13 protein-coding genes are annotated in these 19043 nt (G+C 64.1%); 5 read left to right on the forward strand and 8 right to left on the reverse strand.

From position 1 onward, the window contains the following. Positions 1–33 precede the first annotated feature (33 nt). Positions 34–1014 carry an oxidoreductase gene (locus ABIE56_RS16750; RefSeq protein ID WP_429244928.1) on the forward strand — a complete coding sequence of 327 codons (981 nt, stop codon included), beginning with the start codon at positions 34–36 and terminating at the stop codon, positions 1012–1014. Between the two features lie 109 nt (positions 1015–1123). Here ABIE56_RS16750 and ABIE56_RS16755 read toward each other — a convergent pair whose 3' ends face one another. From ABIE56_RS16755 to ABIE56_RS16765, 3 genes are read right to left on the reverse strand one after another with little or no spacing between them, the layout of a single operon-like run. Next, on the reverse strand, positions 1124–2440 hold the full coding sequence (locus ABIE56_RS16755; RefSeq protein ID WP_429244929.1) for an amidohydrolase family protein: 1317 nt from the start codon (positions 2438–2440) through the stop codon (positions 1124–1126). Further along, a complete protein-coding gene (locus ABIE56_RS16760) occupies positions 2437–4626 on the reverse strand; it encodes a penicillin acylase family protein (protein ID WP_429244930.1) in 2190 nt (729 codons plus the stop codon). Before ABIE56_RS16760 ends, ABIE56_RS16755 begins: the two co-directional genes overlap by 4 nt. 53 nt (positions 4627–4679) lie before the next feature. Next, positions 4680–5582 (reverse strand): LysR family transcriptional regulator, encoded by a 903-nt coding sequence (locus ABIE56_RS16765; RefSeq protein WP_429244931.1) that lies wholly within the window; start codon positions 5580–5582, stop codon positions 4680–4682. A gap of 102 nt (positions 5583–5684) precedes the next feature. Here ABIE56_RS16765 and ABIE56_RS16770 point away from each other — a divergent pair, with 102 nt between their 5' ends. Next, positions 5685–6902 (forward strand): MFS transporter, encoded by a 1218-nt coding sequence (locus ABIE56_RS16770; protein ID WP_429244932.1) that lies wholly within the window; start codon positions 5685–5687, stop codon positions 6900–6902. 9 nt (positions 6903–6911) lie between these two features. On the opposite strand, the gene ABIE56_RS16775 is transcribed toward ABIE56_RS16770, so the two are convergent. Then, positions 6912–8006 (reverse strand): pilin, encoded by a 1095-nt coding sequence (locus tag ABIE56_RS16775; protein ID WP_429244933.1) that lies wholly within the window; start codon positions 8004–8006, stop codon positions 6912–6914. Positions 8007–8177: 171 nt separating this feature from the next. Between ABIE56_RS16775 and ABIE56_RS16780 the strand changes: the two genes are divergently transcribed. Beyond that, complete coding sequence (locus tag ABIE56_RS16780; protein WP_429244934.1) at positions 8178–10511, forward strand: arylsulfatase; 2334 nt, start codon at positions 8178–8180, stop codon at positions 10509–10511. Here the strand turns inward: ABIE56_RS16780 and ABIE56_RS16785 are convergent. From ABIE56_RS16785 to ABIE56_RS16800, 4 genes are all read right to left on the reverse strand, one after another. Further along, complete coding sequence (locus ABIE56_RS16785; protein WP_429244935.1) at positions 10508–11533, reverse strand: nuclease; 1026 nt, start codon at positions 11531–11533, stop codon at positions 10508–10510. The genes ABIE56_RS16780 and ABIE56_RS16785 overlap by 4 nt on opposite strands. A gap of 11 nt (positions 11534–11544) precedes the next feature. Beyond that, positions 11545–14253, reverse strand: coding sequence for a TonB-dependent receptor (locus ABIE56_RS16790; protein WP_429244936.1), 2709 nt, complete (start codon positions 14251–14253; stop codon positions 11545–11547). Positions 14254–14483: 230 nt separating this feature from the next. Beyond that, complete coding sequence (locus tag ABIE56_RS16795; RefSeq protein ID WP_429244937.1) at positions 14484–15050, reverse strand: hypothetical protein; 567 nt, start codon at positions 15048–15050, stop codon at positions 14484–14486. Then, positions 15047–16015: a sulfatase-like hydrolase/transferase gene (locus tag ABIE56_RS16800; protein WP_429244938.1), complete on the reverse strand. Its 969-nt coding sequence runs from the start codon at positions 16013–16015 to the stop codon at positions 15047–15049. Before ABIE56_RS16800 ends, ABIE56_RS16795 begins: the two co-directional genes overlap by 4 nt. Positions 16016–16244: 229 nt before the next feature. Between ABIE56_RS16800 and cysD the strand changes: the two genes are divergently transcribed. Next, on the forward strand, positions 16245–17162 hold the full coding sequence (cysD, locus tag ABIE56_RS16805; protein WP_429244939.1) for a sulfate adenylyltransferase subunit CysD: 918 nt from the start codon (positions 16245–16247) through the stop codon (positions 17160–17162). After that, complete coding sequence (gene cysC, locus ABIE56_RS16810) at positions 17162–19033, forward strand: adenylyl-sulfate kinase (protein ID WP_429244940.1); 1872 nt, start codon at positions 17162–17164, stop codon at positions 19031–19033. The genes cysD and cysC overlap by 1 nt, the downstream gene beginning before the upstream one ends. The last annotated feature ends 10 nt before the right edge of the window (positions 19034–19043 follow it).

Raw genomic sequence — 19043 nt, forward strand, 5'->3', positions numbered from 1 at the left:
ACCTTGGTTGGGTACCCACCAAGGAGCCACCCGATGCAATCCCCCCTCCCCTCTGGATTTGGCGCGGCCACCACGGCCGCCGAAGCGATCGCCGGCATCGACCTGACCGGCAAGCACGCCATCGTGACCGGCGGCTACGCCGGCCTGGGCCTGGAGACCGCCCGCACCCTGCGCGATGCCGGGGCCCGCGTGATCGTCCCGGCCCGTGACATGGCCAAGGCGCGCAAGGCCCTCGAAGGTGAAGCCGATATCCATGTAATGCCGATGGACCTGGCCGACCCTTCTTCGATCGATGCCTTCGCCCAGCAAGTGCTTGACCGCGGTGAACCACTACACCTGCTGATCAACAACGCCGGCGTCATGGCCTGCCCGCTGGAACGCGACGCACGCGGTTACGAGCGCCAGTTCGCCACGAACCACCTGGGCCATTACCAGCTCACTGCGCGGCTGTGGCCTGCGCTGCGCCGCGCGAACGGTGCCCGCGTTATCTCTGTTTCATCGCGCGGTCACCGCTACTCGCCCGTGGTGTTCGACGATCCGCACTTCGAGCGCCGCGCCTACGATCCGTGGCTTAGCTACGGGCAGTCGAAGACCGCTAACATTTTGTTCGCCATCGGTGTCGATAAGCGTGGCAAGGCCGATGGCATCCGTTCGTTCTCGCTACACCCTGGCGCGATCGTGACCGACCTCGCCCGCTACATGAGCGTCGACGACATGCGCAAGTTCGGTGCGATCGACGACGACGGCAAGCCGGTGGTCGATCTGAATGCCGGGATGAAGAGCGTGCCGCAGGGCGCGGCGACGAGCGTGTGGGCCGCCACCAGCCCGATGCTCAACAGCAAGGGCGGTGAATACCTGGAAGACTGCGACATCGCACCGATCCTGGACGATGCTACCGTCGAAGCCGCCGATCTGCGCCACCTGCATGGTGTGCGGCCCTATGCGATCGATCCCGATGCGGCCGATGCGTTGTGGGAGCTGAGCGAACTGCAGACCGGCGTACGGTTAGGTTAATTGCCCCTGTAGGAGCGGGGGGGGGGGGGGGGGGGGGGGGGGGGGGGGGGGGGGCGGCCCCCCCCCCCCCCCCCCCCCCCCCCCCCCCCCCCCCGCTCCTACATCAGAGTTAGGGCTTCTTGTAGATGGCGCCGCCTTTCATCACGAACGGCACGTTCGACAGTACCGAGATGTCCTTCGTCGGGTCGCCCGGCACGGCAATGATGTCGGCCTCGAGGCCGGCCTTGAGCTGGCCAATGTGATCCTGCTGGCGAAGTACCTTCGCGTCGACCGCCGTGGCCGCCAGCAGGGCTTTCGCTGGAGTCATTCCGTCGCGCACCATCCACTCCAGTTCCTTGTAGTTGGTGCCGTGGGTAAACACGCCCACGTCACTGCCGGCGCCGATGGTCACGCCCGCATCCATGGCACGCTTGAACGCCTGCGCGGAGGTCTGCATCGCTTCGGTCGGTGGCGCACCCGGCTTCCAGCCACCGAAGTACTCGGCGTACGCGGCGCTGGCCTCAAGCGTAGGCATGTAGGCGACGTTGTGCTTCTTCATCAGCGCGAACACTTCTGGCGTGCCGTCGTAGCCGTGCTCGATCGTATCCACGCCTGCCATGACTGAACGGCGCATGCCTTCGGCCGTGCTCGAGTGCACGGCCACCGGCAGGTTGAGCGAATGCGCCACCTCCACGGCGGCATTCAACTCATCCTGCGTCAGCGTGGGCGATGAGCCTTTCGCCTTGCCGCAGTGGTAATCGGCGTAGAGCTTGATCCAATCCGCGCCGTGCGCCGCCTGATCGCGCACGGCATCCACCATCTGCGCAACACCGCTCACGGGAATGGCGCCCTGCGGCAGGTCCATATCCTCGCGGAAGCCGAGCGGACCGGGCCCGTAGCAGTGCGCGGCCACCGTGGCCCGCGTCGCGACGAACAGGTGCGGGCCCGGTATAAGCCCCTTGTCGATCGCGCGCTGCACATCCACATCCGCGTATCCGGCGCCTTCGGTGCCGAGATCGCGCAACGCGGTGTAACCGGCCATCAGCGTATCGCGCGCGTGCTTCACCGCTTCCACGGTGCGGAAGGCGAGTGTCTCCTTCAACACCTGATCGTTCCATAGCGTTTCGTTGTACGGGTGCAGGAAGATGTGCGAGTGCGCATCGATCAGGCCCGGGAGCAGGGTCATGCCCGGGAAGGACAGCGTCTCGGTACCGGCCGGCGCGGCGACCTGGCCCTCCGGTCCCACGGCGGCGATCTTGTCGCCTTGCACGAGCACGACCCAGCCGGTGTGCGCTTGCTCGTCGCGCGCATCGAAGACGCGATCGGCCTTCAGCAGAACGGGATGGTCGGCGGGCTTCGGCAGGTCTTCGGCGTTCGCCGAGAAGGCAAAGGCAAGGCCAGCCGCGAAGGCAAGGCCGGCGGCAAGGGCGAGACGTTTGTTGGTCATGGCATGGGTTCCTTGTCACCCGGGTGGTACTGGCGTTCGATATGGCCTTCGAGATCTTCGGGCCAGAAATACACCTTGCGCAGGTTGCCGGTGGTGTAGCGCTCGGCTTCGTCGTTGAAATGCTTCGAGCCTGGATGACCGCTTTCGCCACCCGCGGTAATCGCCCGCGCGCTGACCTTCGGCCCGAACTCCACGACCGCGACAAAACTATTACCGCTCGTACCGTAGTAGCGCTTCGTGCCGGGCCAGCGATGGGCACCGAACGACGCCAGCGAACCCCAACGTGATGAAGTGAACGGTACGGGGAGGCTTGGCTTCGCGTCGTCGAACACCTGGGCAATGGCATCGTCGTTACGCTGGTAGCGGTTGACCTCGCCCCACGGCACGCCCCAGCTGCCGAAATCCTTCTCCAGGCGATCGACCGCATCGGCGAGTGCCTGCAGGCGTGCCTGCGGGCCCGCCTTCTCGGCCATCACGTCATAGAGGGTCAGGCCTTCCTGGGTATCTTCCTTACTCACCTTGTCCCAGAGGATGTCGCCCCAGAACACGGCCAGCGTGGTGGGCATGGAAGTGATGCCCCAGCGGTAATCCCAGGCACGCAATAAGCCAACCGGGCCACGCAGCTTTGCCTTCAGCGGATCGCCGGCCGGCAGCGCGTCGTAATCCTTGATCAGCACGGGAAGCTGCCGCTCGAACGCCGGCAGATACGAATCGAACGCGGCACTGAGCAGCGACGCCTGGGTGAAGTCACGCTGGCCGGTAAGCACGCGCGTCGCGTGGACGCCGCGCGGGTTCTCACCGACGGAATCCATATATTTCGGGAAGTCGGCCTGCTTCTGGCTATCCGGGCCCGCCGCGGAGTACGGCCAATTATTGGTGTTGAAGATCCAGCCGGTGTTCGGGTTGAACAGGTGCGGCGCCTTGTCCAGGGGAAGCAGGCCCTGCCAGTCGGTCGTGGGGTCGCTGCCATCCACCGGCTTGGTGTAGTCGAAGCGATCGTCGCGCTTGGGGATGAACTGCGGGTGCAGGTACGCGATGTTGCCCTTGTCGTCCGCATAGATCGTGTTGTTCGAGGAGTTCGCCTTCAGCTCGGCCACCTTCATGTACGCGGCGTAGTCGTTGGCCTTCGTACGCAACCAACTCTGCTGCAAGGCTTCCAGCGGCTTGTTCATCAGCGCGAAGGCGATCCATTTATCACCTTGTGTGCGCACGATGGGGCCGTGGTGCGTGGCATAGGTAGTGAAGCGGCGATCGCCCTGCCCTTTCACGCGCACGACGATATCGCGTGTAGTCACCGGCCGTAGCGCCTTGCCGTAGCGATAGGAAAGCTTGCCATCCTGCTTCACGATCGTTTCGGCGAACTCATCCACCACATCGATACCTGATGACGTGTGCATCCAGCCGATGTGTTTATTGAAGCCCTGGTAGATAAAGAACTGGCCCCAGGTCACCGCGCCGTAGGCATCCAGGCCCTGGTCGCTCGACATCTGCAACTCGGCGCGAAAGAAGAACGACGTGTGTGGGTTAATCAACAGCAGTGCATGGCCATCGGCGGTGAGCTTGGGGGCGATGGCGATGCCGTTGGAACCGGTAGGCTCCCACCAGCTGCCCGGCGGGGTGAACTGGGCCAGCGCGCCCGCCGGGTCCTTACCGTAGAACGCCTGCAGATCCGATGTTTTCACACGCTCAATATCGCCGCCAATGCTGCCTTCCGAGAAGCTCAGCGCCATCCACGGCTCGAAGTGCGTGATGACGCGTGGATGCGTGTCCGGATGCGTCGCCAGGTAATAGTTCAGGCCATCGGCCCAGCCATCCATCAAGGCCTTCAGCCATGCAGGGCTGCGGCCGTACATTGCCCTGAGCTGGGTCTCGTCGATGAACAGCTTCTGGCGCAGGTCCTTCCAGACCGCCGATTCACCTTCCGCCTCGGCCAGCCGGCCCAGTGAGACGAGGTAGTTGGTCTCCACCCGGTTGAAGTCATCCTCGGCCTGCGCATACGCCATGCCGAACACGGCATCCGCATCGGTGGTGCCGTGGACATGGGCGATACCCCAGTCGTCGCGGGTAATTGAAGTAGCAGCGGCTTCGCGCTGCCAGCGCGTGCGTTCGGCGTCGCCGGCGTGGACGCCTGCGGTGGCAAGCGACATGACGAGCAGCGCAAGCGCCTTGCGATTCAATCCATGCATCGTTGGTAACCCCTGACGGATCGTCGATGCTAGCGTGCCGGGACGCTTTGGCGTCAAGTGCCAGCGGGCAGGCGCATGCGCAACCGTGGTGCCGCGAAATCGAGGAATGCGCGCAGCTTCAACGGGAGCGGCGCCTGCCCTTTATGCACCAGATGGATCGGCAGGGATGCCGTTTCATACGGTTCGAGCACCACGCGGAGGCGGCCTTCGCTCAGCGCACCGGCGACCTGGTACGACAGCACGCGAATCAACCCCACCCCGAGCACAGCAGCATCGATCGCCGCCTCCGCCGTGTTGACCGCGAGGCGCGATGGGACCGGTATGGATACCTCGGATTTTCCGGTGCCGAATACCCAGGCACGTTTTGATTCGAGCACTTCGAAACTCACGCACTCATGCCCGGCCAGGTCGGCAGGGACAGACGGCGTGCCGTGCGCTTTCAGATACGCCGGGCTGCCGCACACCACCCGGCGTACCGCGCCCACGCCGGTCGCCATGAAGCTGCTATCGGGCAAGTCGCCGATCCGGATCGCGGCGTCCACCGGTTCTTCCATGAGGTGCACCACCCGGTCGGTCAGCACCAGGTTGATACCGATCTCCGGGTATTGGGCGAGAAACTCAGCAACGACCGGCACCACATGCAGGCGGCCGAACACCGCTGGCGCGGTCACGGTGAGCTCGCCACGCGGCTGCAGGTACTCACCCATGGCGGCCCGTTCCGCCTCGCCCACTTCTTCAAGAATCTTTCGGCAGGCCGCCACGTAGGAGGCGCCGGCCTCGGTGAGGGAGAGCTGGCGGGTGGTGCGGTGGAGCAGCCGGGTGTGCAGGTGGGTTTCCAGGGCCCCGATCTTCCGGCTCACGGTCGCCAGCGGTAAACCGAGCTCACGAGACGCCGCGGAGAGGCTTCCCGCATCTACGACAGCCACCAGGATGGCCATGGCTTCGAGCTGGTTCATGGCGCCCTATCAATTTCTGGAAGGATGATTCCCGATCCCGCCAGATTATCTTATTCCGCGCGTGTCCCTATCTTTCCCGGCATCCCTACCCAGGAGCGTGCCGTGAGCGGCCCATCCCCAGTCGTTGCACCCATGGCCCCGGCGGCGACCGCGTCGCGCGGGAAGATTTTCATGATGGCGGTGATCGCCGGCGCGGTGATCACCAACCTGTACTGCGTGCAGCCGATCCTGCCGTTGATCGCCACCGGCTTCCACGCCAGCCTGACCGCGGTGGATCTTGTGGCGGGTGCGGCGCTGCTGGGCTTTTCCACGGGCCTGGCGCTGCTGCTCCCGCTGGGCGATCGCTTCGACCGGCGCACGCTGGTGCTCGCCCAGATCGTGATCGCGTTCCTGCTGGATCTTGTGGCGGTGCTCGTGCCGGATATCTGGGCACTGGCCGCGGTGTCGTTCGGCATCGGCATGGTGAGCTGTGTTCCCCAGCAACTGGTGCCTTTTGCCGGCGCGATGTCGCTGCCCGCCGAGCGCGGCCGCAATGTCGGCACGGTGGTCAGCGGCATCATGGTCGGTATCCTGGTTGGGCGCACGCTCGCCGGGGCCGTTGGCCAGGCCTATGGCTGGCGTGCCGTATATGGGGTGGAAGCGGCGCTGATGATTCCTTCGGGCATGGTCGCGCTGTCCATGCTGCCTAAAGGCGTGCCTTCCACCCATCTCAGCTATGGCCGGCTGCTCGCTTCGTTGTGGCCGCTCATGCGCGATAACCGCCCTATCCGTGAATCGATGATGGTGCAGGCCCTGCTCTGGGCGTGCTTCAACGCCTTCTGGGTGAACCTGGCGGCGTTGCTCGCGAATGGGCCATGGCACCTGGGCAGTGCGTGGGCGGGCGGCTTCGGCATCATTGGCGCCGCGGGAGCGTTCGCCGCGTCGCTCGGTGGCCGCATCTCCGATCGCAAGGGCACGCGCTACGTGGTGGGCGTGAGCATCGGCATCGTCGCGCTTGCCTACCTCTTGCTCGCTGGCGCGAACAGCTCGCTGACGCTGCTGGTGGCTGGCGTGATCGTGCTCGATATCGGCGTGCAGGCCGGCCTGGTGTCGAACCAGACCCGCGCGTTCGCCGTGGATCCGAAGGCGCAAGGCCGCATCAACAGCTTGTACATGACGGCGACGTTCCTGGGCGGTGCGCTCGGCACGGTCGTCAGTGGCTGGTTGATGGGCCGGTTTGGCTGGAGTGGCGTCGTCGCGCTCGGGCTCACGCTAGGTGGCATGGCCGCCGTTTACCACCACAAAGGTGCCATCACGCGGGCACAAGACTCGCCCGCGTGATGGTTCATCTCATCGGCAGAATTGCGGTAGGTACTGCGCCGGGATGTCAGCTGATGCGCAGTTGAAGCGCATTTCGCCCTGCGCCACGACCGGGGTGAACACGAGCGAACCACTACTGATTTGACGGTGCGCGGCGCCGCTGAAGGCAACTGCGATACGCCCATCCTCGATCGTGACGCCGGAGACGAAACGCGATGGCGACCCCGCCGTCGCGTTGATGCCTGCCTGCGCGTTGTCGTGCGGCATCTGGCCGTGGCTGTTGTAGTAGTTCAGCACGGCGGCCTTGGCCGGCTCGGCCGCGACCACGCTCTGCATGACTTCTGTACGGATGATGTAGCTCTGGTAGGCCGGGATAGCGATGGCAGCAAAAATCGCCACGACCGGAAGAATCATGACGCACCAGACCACGGCTTTGGGCGGCTCCGGCTCGGTCTGCCCGGTTTCTTTCCACCGGGCCAGCCAGGTCATGATGCCCTGCAGGTAATACATGTTGAGGAAGAACAGCGTCACGCCGCCGATGCGCAGGTTGAGCCCACGCCTGGCGGTCTCGCGCTTGATCGAATCGGCCATCGAAAAGATGCCGACGTAGATCACGATGATGGCGCCAAGCATGATCAGCAACGCCGCCAGCGAGGCTGCCGGGGTCTTCTGCGTGGTAAGCGAGAAGCCGATCAGGTAGCTGACCAGGGCCAGTATGAAGAGTGCGATGGCCTTGCTGCGCTTATCGATCTTGCCGACCCAGCTGGCCTGCACGAACATCCAGATCCAACCGAAGATGCCACCGGTCACCATGGTGAGCAGCAGCACGACGAACCAGTGCAATGAGGGCGGTGTCTGGAAAGTGGCGCGGGGATCGGGCGCGAAGCCGCCATCCTCGCGTGCGCTGAAGCCTCGCGGCGCCCACCCCGCGGAAGGCGGCGGCATCGGCGGCGGCACATCCGTGCCAGGTAGCAAGGTGGCCAGCGGGACCCACTCGGCCATACCCGTACGCCAGGCCAGCACATCAGGCTCGACCTTGCCCTCATGCACCCAGCGGCGCAACACAGCCTCTTCGTACGGGCCGTACTTCTCCCCGCCCCGGCCAATCCAGATCTTGTCTTCCACGTTTTCCCCCTGCGCGGCTCCCTTGCCGCGAGCCGCTACTTTCCGGCGGCCCGACCTGCCCGTCAATGCGTGCACCGAAAATCTACGGAGCCGCCATGGGCGGTCCTACGGACGCGCGCGCTGCGGTGCCGGGCCACATTGCCAGCCTGCGCCCTCCCTGGAGATGCCAACATGGCCAGCAAGACCGCTGCAAAGCCTGCTGCCCCGGAACTCACGCCGGATGTGCTTCCGCGACCGGATTTCCATTTCCCTGGCGAAGTCGGCCGTACGTACCTGGAATCGGACCCGGCGCAATTCCCCAAGCCGGTCGCGGCGCCACAGGGTGCACCGAACATCCTCCTTATCCTTCTTGACGATGCGGGGTTCGGCCAGTTCAGTACGTTTGGCGGAGCCGTGCCCTCGCCCACCATGGACCGGCTGGCCAAAGAGGGCCTGCGCTTCAACCGGTTCCACACCACGGCGCTTTGCAGCCCTACGCGCGCTGCCCTTATCACCGGGCGCAACCACCACTCCGCCGCCTTCGCCGGCATCACCGAGCTGGCCACCGGTTACGACGGCTATACCTGCATTCTTCCGCGCAGCTGCGGCACGGTGGGCGAGGTCCTGCGCCAGAACGGCTACATGACCGCGTGGATCGGCAAGAACCACAACACGCCGACATGGGAAACCAGCGCCGCCGGGCCGTTCGACCGCTGGGCCAACGGCCTGGGCTTCGATTACTTCTACGGGTTCAACGGTGGCGACATGAACCACTGGAACCCGATCCTCTACCAGAACCGCGACCTGGTCCCTGCTTCCACGGACCCCGACTACCACCTCACCACCGATATCGCTGACAAGGCGATCTCGTGGGTGCGCCAGGCCAAGAGCATCGCACCCGACCAGCCGTACTTTCTTTATGTAGCGACGGGTGCCACGCACGCGCCGCACCACACGCCTAAGGAATGGATCGAGAAGTTCAAAGGCCAGTTCGATGACGGCTGGGACGCTTACCGCGAAAAGACTCTGGAGCGGCAGAAGAAGCTTGGCGTAGTTCCGGCCGATACGAAGCTCACCACGCGTTCGAAGGGGCTGCCCGCGTGGGAGTCGCTCAACGCCGACCAGAAGCGGCTGTACGCGCGCATGATGGAAGTGTTCGCCGGCTACGGCGCGCACTGCGACGCCGAGATGGGCCGCGTGGTTGATGCGTGCAAGGCACTGCCTGGCGCCGACAACACCCTCATCATCTACATTGCCGGCGATAACGGATCCAGTGCCGAAGGCGGCATCGAAGGATCGCTGTGCGAGAACATGTTCTTCAATGGCTTTCCGGAAAAATGGGAAGACAACATCAAGGCCATCGACGAACTGGGCGGCCCGCGCCATTTCAACCACTTCCCCTCGGCGTGGGCGCACGCGATGAATACGCCGTTCCAGTGGACCAAGCAGGTGGCCAGCCACTTCGGCGGCACGCGCAACCCCATGATCATCTCATGGCCGGCGCAGATCGCTGAGAAAGGCGCATTGCGCGATCAGTTCCTGCACACAATCGATATCGTGCCCACGTTGTATGAGCTGTGCGGCATCACGGCGCCGACGATCCTCAACGGCATTGCGCAGAAACCGATCGAAGGCAAGAGCTTCGCCAGCGCGCTGCAGGATGGCAAGGCATCCGCACCGCGCAGCACGCAGTACTTCGAACTGGGCTGCAACCGCGGCCTGTACCACGATGGCTGGATGGCCTCTTCCCCGTCGTTCGTGCCGTGGGACCCGAACCGCCAGGAGTGGGACCCGGACAAGGCGGTGTGGGAGTTGTACAACATTGATGAGGATTTCTCCCAGGCCAACGACCTGGCGCAGAAACACCCGGAGAAACTGCGGCAGTTGCAGGACATGTGGTGGGTAGAGGCCGCGAAGTACAGCGTGCTGCCGCTCGACTGGCGCGCGACGATCCGCATGAACGCCGAGCTGATGGGCCGCCCCAGCCTGACCGGGCACCGCACGGAAATGACGTATTACCCGGGCACGATCGGCTTGCCGGATGCGGCGTCCCCGCGCATGTGCAACCGCTCGTGGACGATCACCGCCGATATCGAGGTTCCGGCGAAGGATGCGAACGGCATGATCGTGACCCACGGCGGCCTGGAAGGCGGCTACGGGCTGTACCTGCGCGATGGCACGCCCACGTTCGTCTACAACTTCCTCAGCATAGACCGCACGACGATCACCGGCGAGACGGCGCTACCCGCCGGGCACACGACGCTCTCCGTCGAATTCACGTACGACGGCGGCGGCATGGGCAAGGGCGGCGAGTTCACGCTTAAGGCGGGTGGCAAGGTCCTCGCCACCCGCCGTATCGAACGCTCCATCCCCATCCAGTTCTCGCTGGGCGAAGGGCTCGACATCGGCATGGACGTCGGCTCGCCCGTGGATTTCACCTACCCACTGCCCTTCACCTATACCGGCAAGATCAACCAGGTGACGATCACGCTGGGCAAGCTGGATATTGGCAAGGCGCCGGCCTAGCGCAATGCCGGAGATCTGTCGGCCTGTGCCGAGCCCGTCTCCGGGTTGTAGGCCGGGTTAGCGCTGTCGGTGGGGCCGGGCACATGCGGTACGCGCGGCAGCGCGCTTTCACGCCAGGCGCGGACAACGAGGTCGCGCAGCATCGTGGCGCCGGCGGCGGTGCGCTGGTAGATGAGTGCGCGCGCCTCGGTATCCTTCGGGTCAGTCCACGCGCCGCGCTTGTCCAGCTGGTACACCTTCTCCACGCTGTCGCCGGATTTCGACAGGTACGCGAGCACCGCATCGAACACATCGCCATCGATCGGGTTGGCCGCGGGTACGCGGCGGAGCAGGTCCTGGTCGGTGAGGTTGATGGCATCGACGAAGCCGCTTTCCATGCGCCCGTGGATTTTCGGGTCGCGCGTGTAGTCTTTCGGGTCGGGACCCTGCCAGCCGTTGTGATGGATGGTGACGTGGAGCGGCTGCGCGCCATCGCCCACGTAGTGACCCATCCATGCGACATACATGGCGCAGGCGGTCTCGATGTGCGCGGTGTCCTCGCCGTGGGCCTGGCCCTCGCGGTACGAACGGAAGCCCGTGACGAGGTGGCCATACACCTCCACCAGCGCGTACGGCAGCGTGCCGGTCCAGCGCACGTTGGTGCGCACCGCCTCGGGCGAATGCTCGGCAGCCAGCCGTTTCTGCTCCTTGTCCAGCGCCAGGATGAACTCGAACCGCGAACGCGGGATCGGCTTCATGAAGGCGAACTGCTCCTGGAACCAGCCGTGGTTCGGGTCTTCTTCCATCTTCGAGAACGGCGTGGCGTCGTCGCGCCAGTCATCGGGCAGCGTGGCCGAGTCTTCAATCAGGCCGATGTAGTTGCGCAGGAACACCGGGCCATCGGCCGGCAGGCTCTCCACCGCCGTACGATCGATCACGGCGTGGCCACGGTGGCCCCAGCCCAGTGCGGGGCCGGCGGCAAGGGTGATGGCCATGGCAATCGCGGCGGCGAGGCCACGGGCACGGCGGGGTGAGAGGTTCATCGGCAGCCCTGTCAGTTGAGGTCGTACTTCACGTGGAGGTAGTACGTGCGGCCGTAGTTATTCAGGTTGCGCATGTACTGGTAGTGGTCGCCAACGGTTTCGTACTGATCCTTGCCGAACAGGTTGGCGGCGCTGAGCGATGCCGACCAATGGTCGTCGAACGTGGTGTCCCACGAGGCATCGGTAACGTAGCGCTGGCGGAAGCCGCGATCCTGCCACGGACTGGCGCCGATGGTAATCAGGTAGCGATCGGTGAAGTTCTCGGTGACGGTCAGGCGGCTGCGCAGCGCGGGGACCTGCCAGGTTACGCCCAGGTTCGCGATATTTCGCGGCTGGTTCAGCAACTGGTAGAGGGTGCGCGTGCCATTGGCGCTCGTGTAGTTCATCTGGCCATCCATGTGGGTGGCGTTGAACAGCACGTCGAACTTCTGGCCGACGAAGGCCATGTCGCGACTCACCAGTGAAAATTCCAGGCCCTGCACCTGCGACTTGTCGACATTTTCCGGCGTGACGATCGTGACCAGGCGCCCAAGGGTGTCGGTCGATTCATCGCTCACGCTGACGATATCGGACTGGATCTTTTTCTTGAACCATGCCAGCGACGCGTAGGCGTTGCCATCGTTGAAGTAGTGCTCGATCGAGGCGTCCATATTGAAGGACTTCTCGGGCTTCAGGCCCGGGTTACCGCGGGAGATGGTGCACTCGGCGTCGTCACCGCACGTTTCCACCTCGGCCTGGGCGATGTTCGAGGGCACGGGCCGGCCGATCGTGCGGCTCAGGCTGACGCGCACGTTGGTGTCATCGGTGATGTGCGTGGTGATGTTCAACGACGGAAGCGGGTAGTGGTAGCTGCCGTCGTTCTTCGTCTTGCCGGATACCACGCCGTTATTGATCGTTGGGGTATCGGCAACATAGGTCGTATCGTCGTAGCGCACCCCGAGCACCGCTTCCACCACCGGCGTGGCGTAGTGCAGCGACAGGTAAGCGTCCTTCACCTTTTCCTTATAGCCAAAGTCGGATGCCTGGCTGCTGTAGAGCGAGGAGGCCTGGTTCACCGGCAAGGTGGACCAACCGCCGTTGGCCAGGAACGCAGGCAGGTCGAAGAACGGGAGCGCGTACATGGCCTTCGGGTAGTTCCAGCCAGGGTTGTACAGGCCACCGGTGAGCGTGCTTCCCGTGGCGTAGATCTGCTGGGTGTAGTCGGTCGCCACGTTCATCAGCTTGTACTCTGCACCCGCGGCGAGGCCGAATCCTTGCGCGCCTGCGTCAATGTTCTTTGCAAAGTCCAGGCGCACGTCGCCGAGGCCGGCGGTACCCGTGGTCTGCTGCTGGTTGGCGCTGCTGACCTTGTACGGTGAGTTCGTGATGATCGAGGGGTCGGCCAGCGAGGTCATGTTGAAGATCTCGCCCTTGCTGTCCGAGCCGTAGTACATGGTCGGATCGCCGCTGGGCGTGGCCGTCAGCTTCATATTGGACTGGTCCACGTTCACCCGGTCGCGGGTATAGCCAGCCGTAAAGCGCAGGATCGAATCGTCCCCGCGCCATTCCACGTTGCCGATGAGGCCGCGGTTATTGCGGGCCCAGTTCTTGTTGCCGAAGATGACGTTGAGGCTCTGCAACGGCGAGCTTCCCGCTGTCGCGGTCTGGCCTGACACCGACTTGGCGGCATCGAATTCGTAGCCGTTCTCGGTGCGCTGCTCCTCCATGCCGTAGCCATAGGCCATGAGCGAGGCTTTCACCGGGCCGTTCGCCGGCCACCACTCGAGCTTGACCGAGCCGCCGTAGGTCTTCACCCGGCGGTTATCGGCGTAGTACGCGATGTTGTACGGCGCGGCAAGCCCGTTCCAGCCGCTGGCCACGTTGGGGCCGGAGATGTTGGCACCCGCTTCGTTATAGAAGTACTGCGAGGTCTGGAAGAGCTTGTTCTGGTTCGCGTTGTATTCCTGGTGGCGTGCCGAGACGGTGATACCAAACTCATCGTCGGAACCGAAGATGGTGGAGTACTTCGCATTCACGCCATCGCCGAACAGCGAACGGGTCTTCGGCTGCGCATTGTGGCCGCCATCGTTCTCCAGATCATGGTGGTTCACGTTGGCATCCACGTGCAGCGTGTTCTTCGCGAAATCGAACGCGCTGTTACTCACCAGGTTGATCGCGCCACCGATGCCATCGGGGTTCTGCTCGGCGGAGAACGTCTTGTAGACGTCGATCCGATCGGCGATATCACTAGGGATCAGCTGCAGGTTGATCGAGCGGGCGCCACCGCCCTCATCGCCCACCGACGCCATGGTCAGCCCGTCCAGCGTCGTGCTGTTGAGGTTGGATTCGATTCCGCGCACGGTGATATAGCGCGGCTGGTCCTCATCGCGGGTGACGCTGATACCTGGTGCGAGCAGCAGGCGCTGGGCGACCGAATCGTCCTGGGCGTGGACCTGGATGCTGTCCCGATCAATCGAATCAACCAGGACGCTCGCGTTCCTTTTCTTCGCCAGTTCCGTGTCGGTCACCGCCGTGGTCGCGGCAACGCTTACGCCATCCAGCGTTGTGGTCTCGTTAGCCGGCTTCTTGCGTGCCGCACGCGTGCTCGCGTCCATCGTGTCGGCATGTGCTGCCGGTTCCGTGTCACCCGCCCGGGCGTGTGGCGTGGTGAGGGCCAGGCTGATCGCCAAGGCAAGCAGGGCCGTTCCCGGGGCGCGGGAAGGCATACGAGCAAATCGCATCTTTTCATTCTCGCAGCGGTTTCAATCGATCTAATTTCGCGAGAGTCGATGACACTGCGCTTACAGGCACGCTGCGCGAGCCTGCGAAAACTACGGGAATTTCCAGGAAGGTGACGTGGCTAACACTTCCGGGTACGTGGATGGGCAGACGGCCCACGGCATGACCTGGGACACATGCCGTGGGCAGTCGCTGCCGTTACGCGCGCGCATCGCGCGCGGCAGCTCGGGGCCTAGTCGTGACCGTGGCTCATGAATTGCTCCACGACATTCGACATATCGAACGATTTGCCACCCTGCACGGGCGGGAATTCCGTAAGGGTCTTCAGATGCTCCTGCATCAACTCGCCTAGTGGACCGGTCTGCCAGGAGATCTTCTGCAGCAGATGGCCGTAGGAATCCGTGCTGTCGTATGACTCGAAGGGATCCATGCGGATATTGAACACCAGCGGCTTGCTGCGCCCCGAAATATTGCCGTAGTAGTCTTCGGTGAGGGAGAAATGCCATTTCCATGGCCCCATGCGCATCGCGGTGAGCTTGCTTTCGTTGTAGTGGAAGATGTGATTTCGCCGGGAGCTCTTCGCCTTGCCCGTCCAGTAATCGACATTGTCCACACCATCGATGTACTGCTTCTTCTCGCGCTTCACTTTCTCGTTGACATCCGTGACACCGGCAGCGACCGCCAGGCCGGTGAACATGTCCTGGTGACACTGGATGCCGTTGAGGATCTGGCCGGCCGGAATCTGTCCCGGCCAGCGCAGCATGGAAATGACGCGGACGCCGCCTTCATAGGTCGTCATCTTCTCGCCCCGGAACGGCGTGGTTGCGCCGTGCGCCACGACGAGTGCTCCGGCCCGTTATCGGTGGAGTACCAGACGATGGTGTTCTCCTCCAGGCCGTTCTCCTTGAGAAAGTCCAGCACCAGGCCGATATCGTGATCGTGCTGCAGCATGCCTGAGCCGTGCAGGTCAGCTTCGGAGGTGAAGGTTTCGGCCGCGTAGCGCCACTTATCATTGAGCCGCGTATAGAGGTGCATGCGGCTGGTGTTGAGCCAGACGAAGAACGGCTTGTCCTCGCCCTTCGCATGTTTCATGAATTCGAACGCGCGCGGGATCACTTCCGCCGCGTCGAAGTCTTCCATGCGCTCTTTGTGCAGGCGTCCGGTATCGGTGATCTTTTGTTTGCCGATCCGACCGAACCGCGGATCTTCCTTGGTGTCATCCTTGTCCGTCGCGACGGAATGGATCACGCCGCGGGCGCCGAACTTCTTTGCGTATGCTGCCTCGCTGCCCGCATAGGCCTTCGCAAACTGTTGATAGTCGCGCTGCTCTTCCTGCTCCGAGACATTCAGGTGGTAGAGGTTGCCGAAGAACTCCTGGAAGCCATGGTTGGTGGGCAGGTGCTCGTTGCGGTCGCCAAGGTGGCTCTTGCCGAAGTGCCCCGTGGCGTAACCGGCCTCGAGCAACACCTCGGCCAGGCACGGCGACTGCGGTTGCAGGCCCAGGGGATCGCCGGGCTGGCCGACGGTGACCATGCCCGAGCGAATCGGGTACTGGCCGGTAATGAAAGCCGCACGCCCTGCGGTGCACGATGGCTGGCCGTAATGGTCGGTAAAGCGGATGCCCTCCAGGCCGATGCGATCAAGGTTGGGCGTGGTGTAACCCATGGTCCCCATGCCGTACGCGCTGACATTCTGCCAGCCGATGTCATCGCCCCAGATGACGAGGATATTGGGTCGCCCGCTCTTAGCCGCCTTCGTTGCCATGACGCTTCGCCTCGACACCGCCGCCGCGATGTTCCTGTGGGATGGGCCGCTTATGCTCCGCTGGCCGGGCTCCGTAGATAAGCGAAGATCTACGCAATGGGCGTAGGTAGAATTGCTCCTCCGGCACGCTGCGCCGCGCCGGCCGCCGGGGCACGAGGCGATCGCGCCCGCCCATGGCGCTCCCGGGAGCGGGTGCTAAGATCGGCCACCAGCCGAGCCGGTCCCTCGCATGCCCGACATAGCTCCTGCCCGATCCGATCGACTCGACGCCCTGGAGGCTGAGGGCATCCACATCATTCGCGAGGTGGCGGCATCGTTCCAGCGGCCGGTGATGCTCTATTCGATCGGCAAGGATTCGACGGTCCTTCTCCACCTGATGCGTAAGGCCTTTTCGCCAGCGCCTCCACCCATTCCGCTGCTCCATATCGATACCACGTGGAAGTTCGCCGAGATGATTTCGTTCCGCGATCGGGTGGCCGCGCAGGTTGATGTGCACATGCACGTCCACATCAACCAGGATGGCGTGCGACAGGGCATTTCACCGCTGACACACGGTGCCACGGTACATACGGACATCATGAAAACCGAGGCGCTCAAGCAGGCGCTGGGCACCTTCGGCTTCGACGCCGCCCTGGGCGGCGCGCGGCGGGATGAGGAGAAGGCCCGGGCGAAGGAGCGGGTGTTTTCATTCCGGACCGCGCAGCACCGCTGGGATCCGCGCAACCAGCGCCCCGAATTGTGGAACCTGTACAACACCAAGATCCATAAGGGTGAGAGCGTTCGCGTGTTCCCGCTCTCCAACTGGACCGAGCTGGATGTGTGGCAGTACATCCGCAGGGAACGGATCGACGTGGTGCCGCTTTACTTCGCCCGCATGCGCCCCACCGTGGCACGCGATGGCGCCTTGATCATGGTGGACGACGACCGCCTCACCCTTCGCGAGGGCGAGGTCGTCACCGAGCGCATGGTCCGGTTCCGCACGTTGGGCGACTACCCGCTAACGGGCGCCATGGAGTCAACGGCAGCCACCCTCGACGACATCATCAGCGAATTGCAGGTATCGCGCACGTCGGAGCGCCAGGGCCGCATCATCGACCACGATCCCGCCGCGTCGATGGAGCGCAAGAAACAGGAAGGCTATTTCTGATGACGGATGCGAACGGCGCAACGCAGTCACCGGGAGGACTGCTTCGCTTCATCACCTGCGGTAGCGTGGATGACGGGAAGAGCACCCTGCTCGGCCGCCTGTTGTTCGATGCCGGCATGGTTCCCGATGACCAGCTGGCTGCCCTTGTGCGCGATAGCGCCGTGAGCGGATCGGTACCTGGTGGCGCCATCGATTTCGCGCTGCTGACCGATGGACTGGACGCCGAGCGCCAGCAGGGCATCACGATCGACGTTGCGTACCGTTATTTCCATACCCCGAAACGCGGATTCATCGTGGCCGACTGCCCGGGGCACGAGCAGTACACACGAAACATGGCAACCGGTGCTTCCACCGCCGATCTCGCCGTGCTTCTCGTCGATGCGCGCAAGGGACTGCTGCCGCAAACGCGGCGCCATACCTACCTGTGTGCCCTGATGGGGATCCGCAAGGTCATCCTGGCCGTGAACAAGATGGACCTGGTGGACTTTTCGGCCGACGCGTACGGCGCGATCGTCGAGGCCTACCTTCCCCTGGCGGAAAGCCTGGGCATCACCCAGATCGACGCGCTCCCGGTCGTGGCGATCGACGGCGACAACATCGGATCATCGTCATCGCGGATGCCGTGGTACCTCGGCCCCCCGCTGCTCAGGCTTCTGGAATCCGCGCCAGTACCCACCCCCGGGACCTGCGCATTCCGCATGCCCGTGCAGTGGGTAAGCCGCCCCGGGCCACAGTCACGTGGCTACGCCGGAACAGTGGCCAGCGGCACCCTCGCCATCGGCGACGACCTCGTACTGCTTCCCGGCACACGCACCGCGCGCGTGTCGGGCATCTGCGTGGCCGGTGAACCTGCCCAGGCCGCGCAAGCCGGCCAGGCCGTCACGGTCGCGATCGACCGCGAGCTGGACATCTCCCGCGGTGATGTCCTTGCTGCCGCCAACGCACCCTGTGAGGTCTCGTCGCATTTCGCCTGCCACGTGGTGTGGATGGGCGAGGAAGCCCTTCTCCCCCACCGCACCTATTTGCTGAAGCTCGGCGCGAGCACCGTCAACGCGCGCGTGACCAACATCAAGCACAAGGTGGATGTCGATACACAGGCGCAGCTGGCCGCCACGCGACTCGAGCTCAACGAGATCGCTTACTGCAATCTGGAAACCGATGCGCCACTGGCCTTCGAACCGTTCGAGACCAACCGCACACTGGGCGGGTTCATCCTGATCGACCGTGCGACGAACGCGACCGTTGGCTGCGGCATGATCCAGTTCGGCCTGCGCCGCTCCGCCAACGTCCACTGGCAGCAGGTGGATGTGGACAAACAGCTGCGTTCCGCCGCCAAGGGGCAGCGCCCGCTGTGTATATGGCTGACGGGCCTTTCCGGCTCCGGCAAGTCCACCATCGCCAACCTGGTGGAACGCCGGCTGGCCGATGCCGGCTTCCACACGTACATGCTCGATGGCGACAACGTCCGCCACGGCCTGAACAGCGACCTTGGCTTTACGCCCGAGGCGCGCGTGGAGAACATCCGCCGCCTCGCCGAGGTCGCCCACCTTATGACCGATGCCGGGCTCATCGTGCTGGTCTGCGCCATCTCACCGTTCCGCAACGAACGCCAGTTCGCCCGCGAACGCTTCGGTGAAGGGGAATTCCTGGAGGTGTTCGTCGATGCCTCGCTCGATACGTGCGAGGCCCGCGATCCGAAGGGCCTCTACAGGAAGGCTCGCGCGGGGGACATCAAGAACTTCACTGGCATTGATTCACCCTACGAACCGCCGGAGCAGGCGGACGTGCACCTGCTCGCGGACCATGCCGATCCGGTCGCATTGTCCGAGGCACTTTATGGGATCGTCGGCAAACGCATTCGAGGGGGCTGACGCCAGGCGC

The sequence above is a fragment of the Luteibacter sp. 621 genome (genome assembly GCF_050435445.1).
In the GTDB taxonomy this organism is placed as follows: domain Bacteria; phylum Pseudomonadota; class Gammaproteobacteria; order Xanthomonadales; family Rhodanobacteraceae; genus Luteibacter.

Bases quoted from the DNA above. Each gene is read 5' to 3' on its own strand.
- cysC (WP_429244940.1), top strand. From the start codon at position 17,162: ATGACGGATGCGAACGGCGCAACGCAGTCACCGGGAGGACTGCTTCGC.
- ABIE56_RS16765 (WP_429244931.1), bottom strand. From the start codon at position 5,582: ATGAACCAGCTCGAAGCCATGGCCATCCTGGTGGCTGTCGTAGATGCG.
- ABIE56_RS16755 (WP_429244929.1), bottom strand. From the start codon at position 2,440: ATGACCAACAAACGTCTCGCCCTTGCCGCCGGCCTTGCCTTCGCGGCT.
- ABIE56_RS16800 (WP_429244938.1), bottom strand. From the start codon at position 16,015: ATGGCAACGAAGGCGGCTAAGAGCGGGCGACCCAATATCCTCGTCATC.
- ABIE56_RS16760 (WP_429244930.1), bottom strand. From the start codon at position 4,626: ATGCATGGATTGAATCGCAAGGCGCTTGCGCTGCTCGTCATGTCGCTT.
- ABIE56_RS16795 (WP_429244937.1), bottom strand. From the start codon at position 15,050: ATGACGACCTATGAAGGCGGCGTCCGCGTCATTTCCATGCTGCGCTGG.
- ABIE56_RS16750 (WP_429244928.1), top strand. From the start codon at position 34: ATGCAATCCCCCCTCCCCTCTGGATTTGGCGCGGCCACCACGGCCGCC.
- ABIE56_RS16785 (WP_429244935.1), bottom strand. From the start codon at position 11,533: ATGAACCTCTCACCCCGCCGTGCCCGTGGCCTCGCCGCCGCGATTGCC.
- cysD (WP_429244939.1), top strand. From the start codon at position 16,245: ATGCCCGACATAGCTCCTGCCCGATCCGATCGACTCGACGCCCTGGAG.
- ABIE56_RS16780 (WP_429244934.1), top strand. From the start codon at position 8,178: ATGGCCAGCAAGACCGCTGCAAAGCCTGCTGCCCCGGAACTCACGCCG.
- ABIE56_RS16790 (WP_429244936.1), bottom strand. From the start codon at position 14,253: ATGCGATTTGCTCGTATGCCTTCCCGCGCCCCGGGAACGGCCCTGCTT.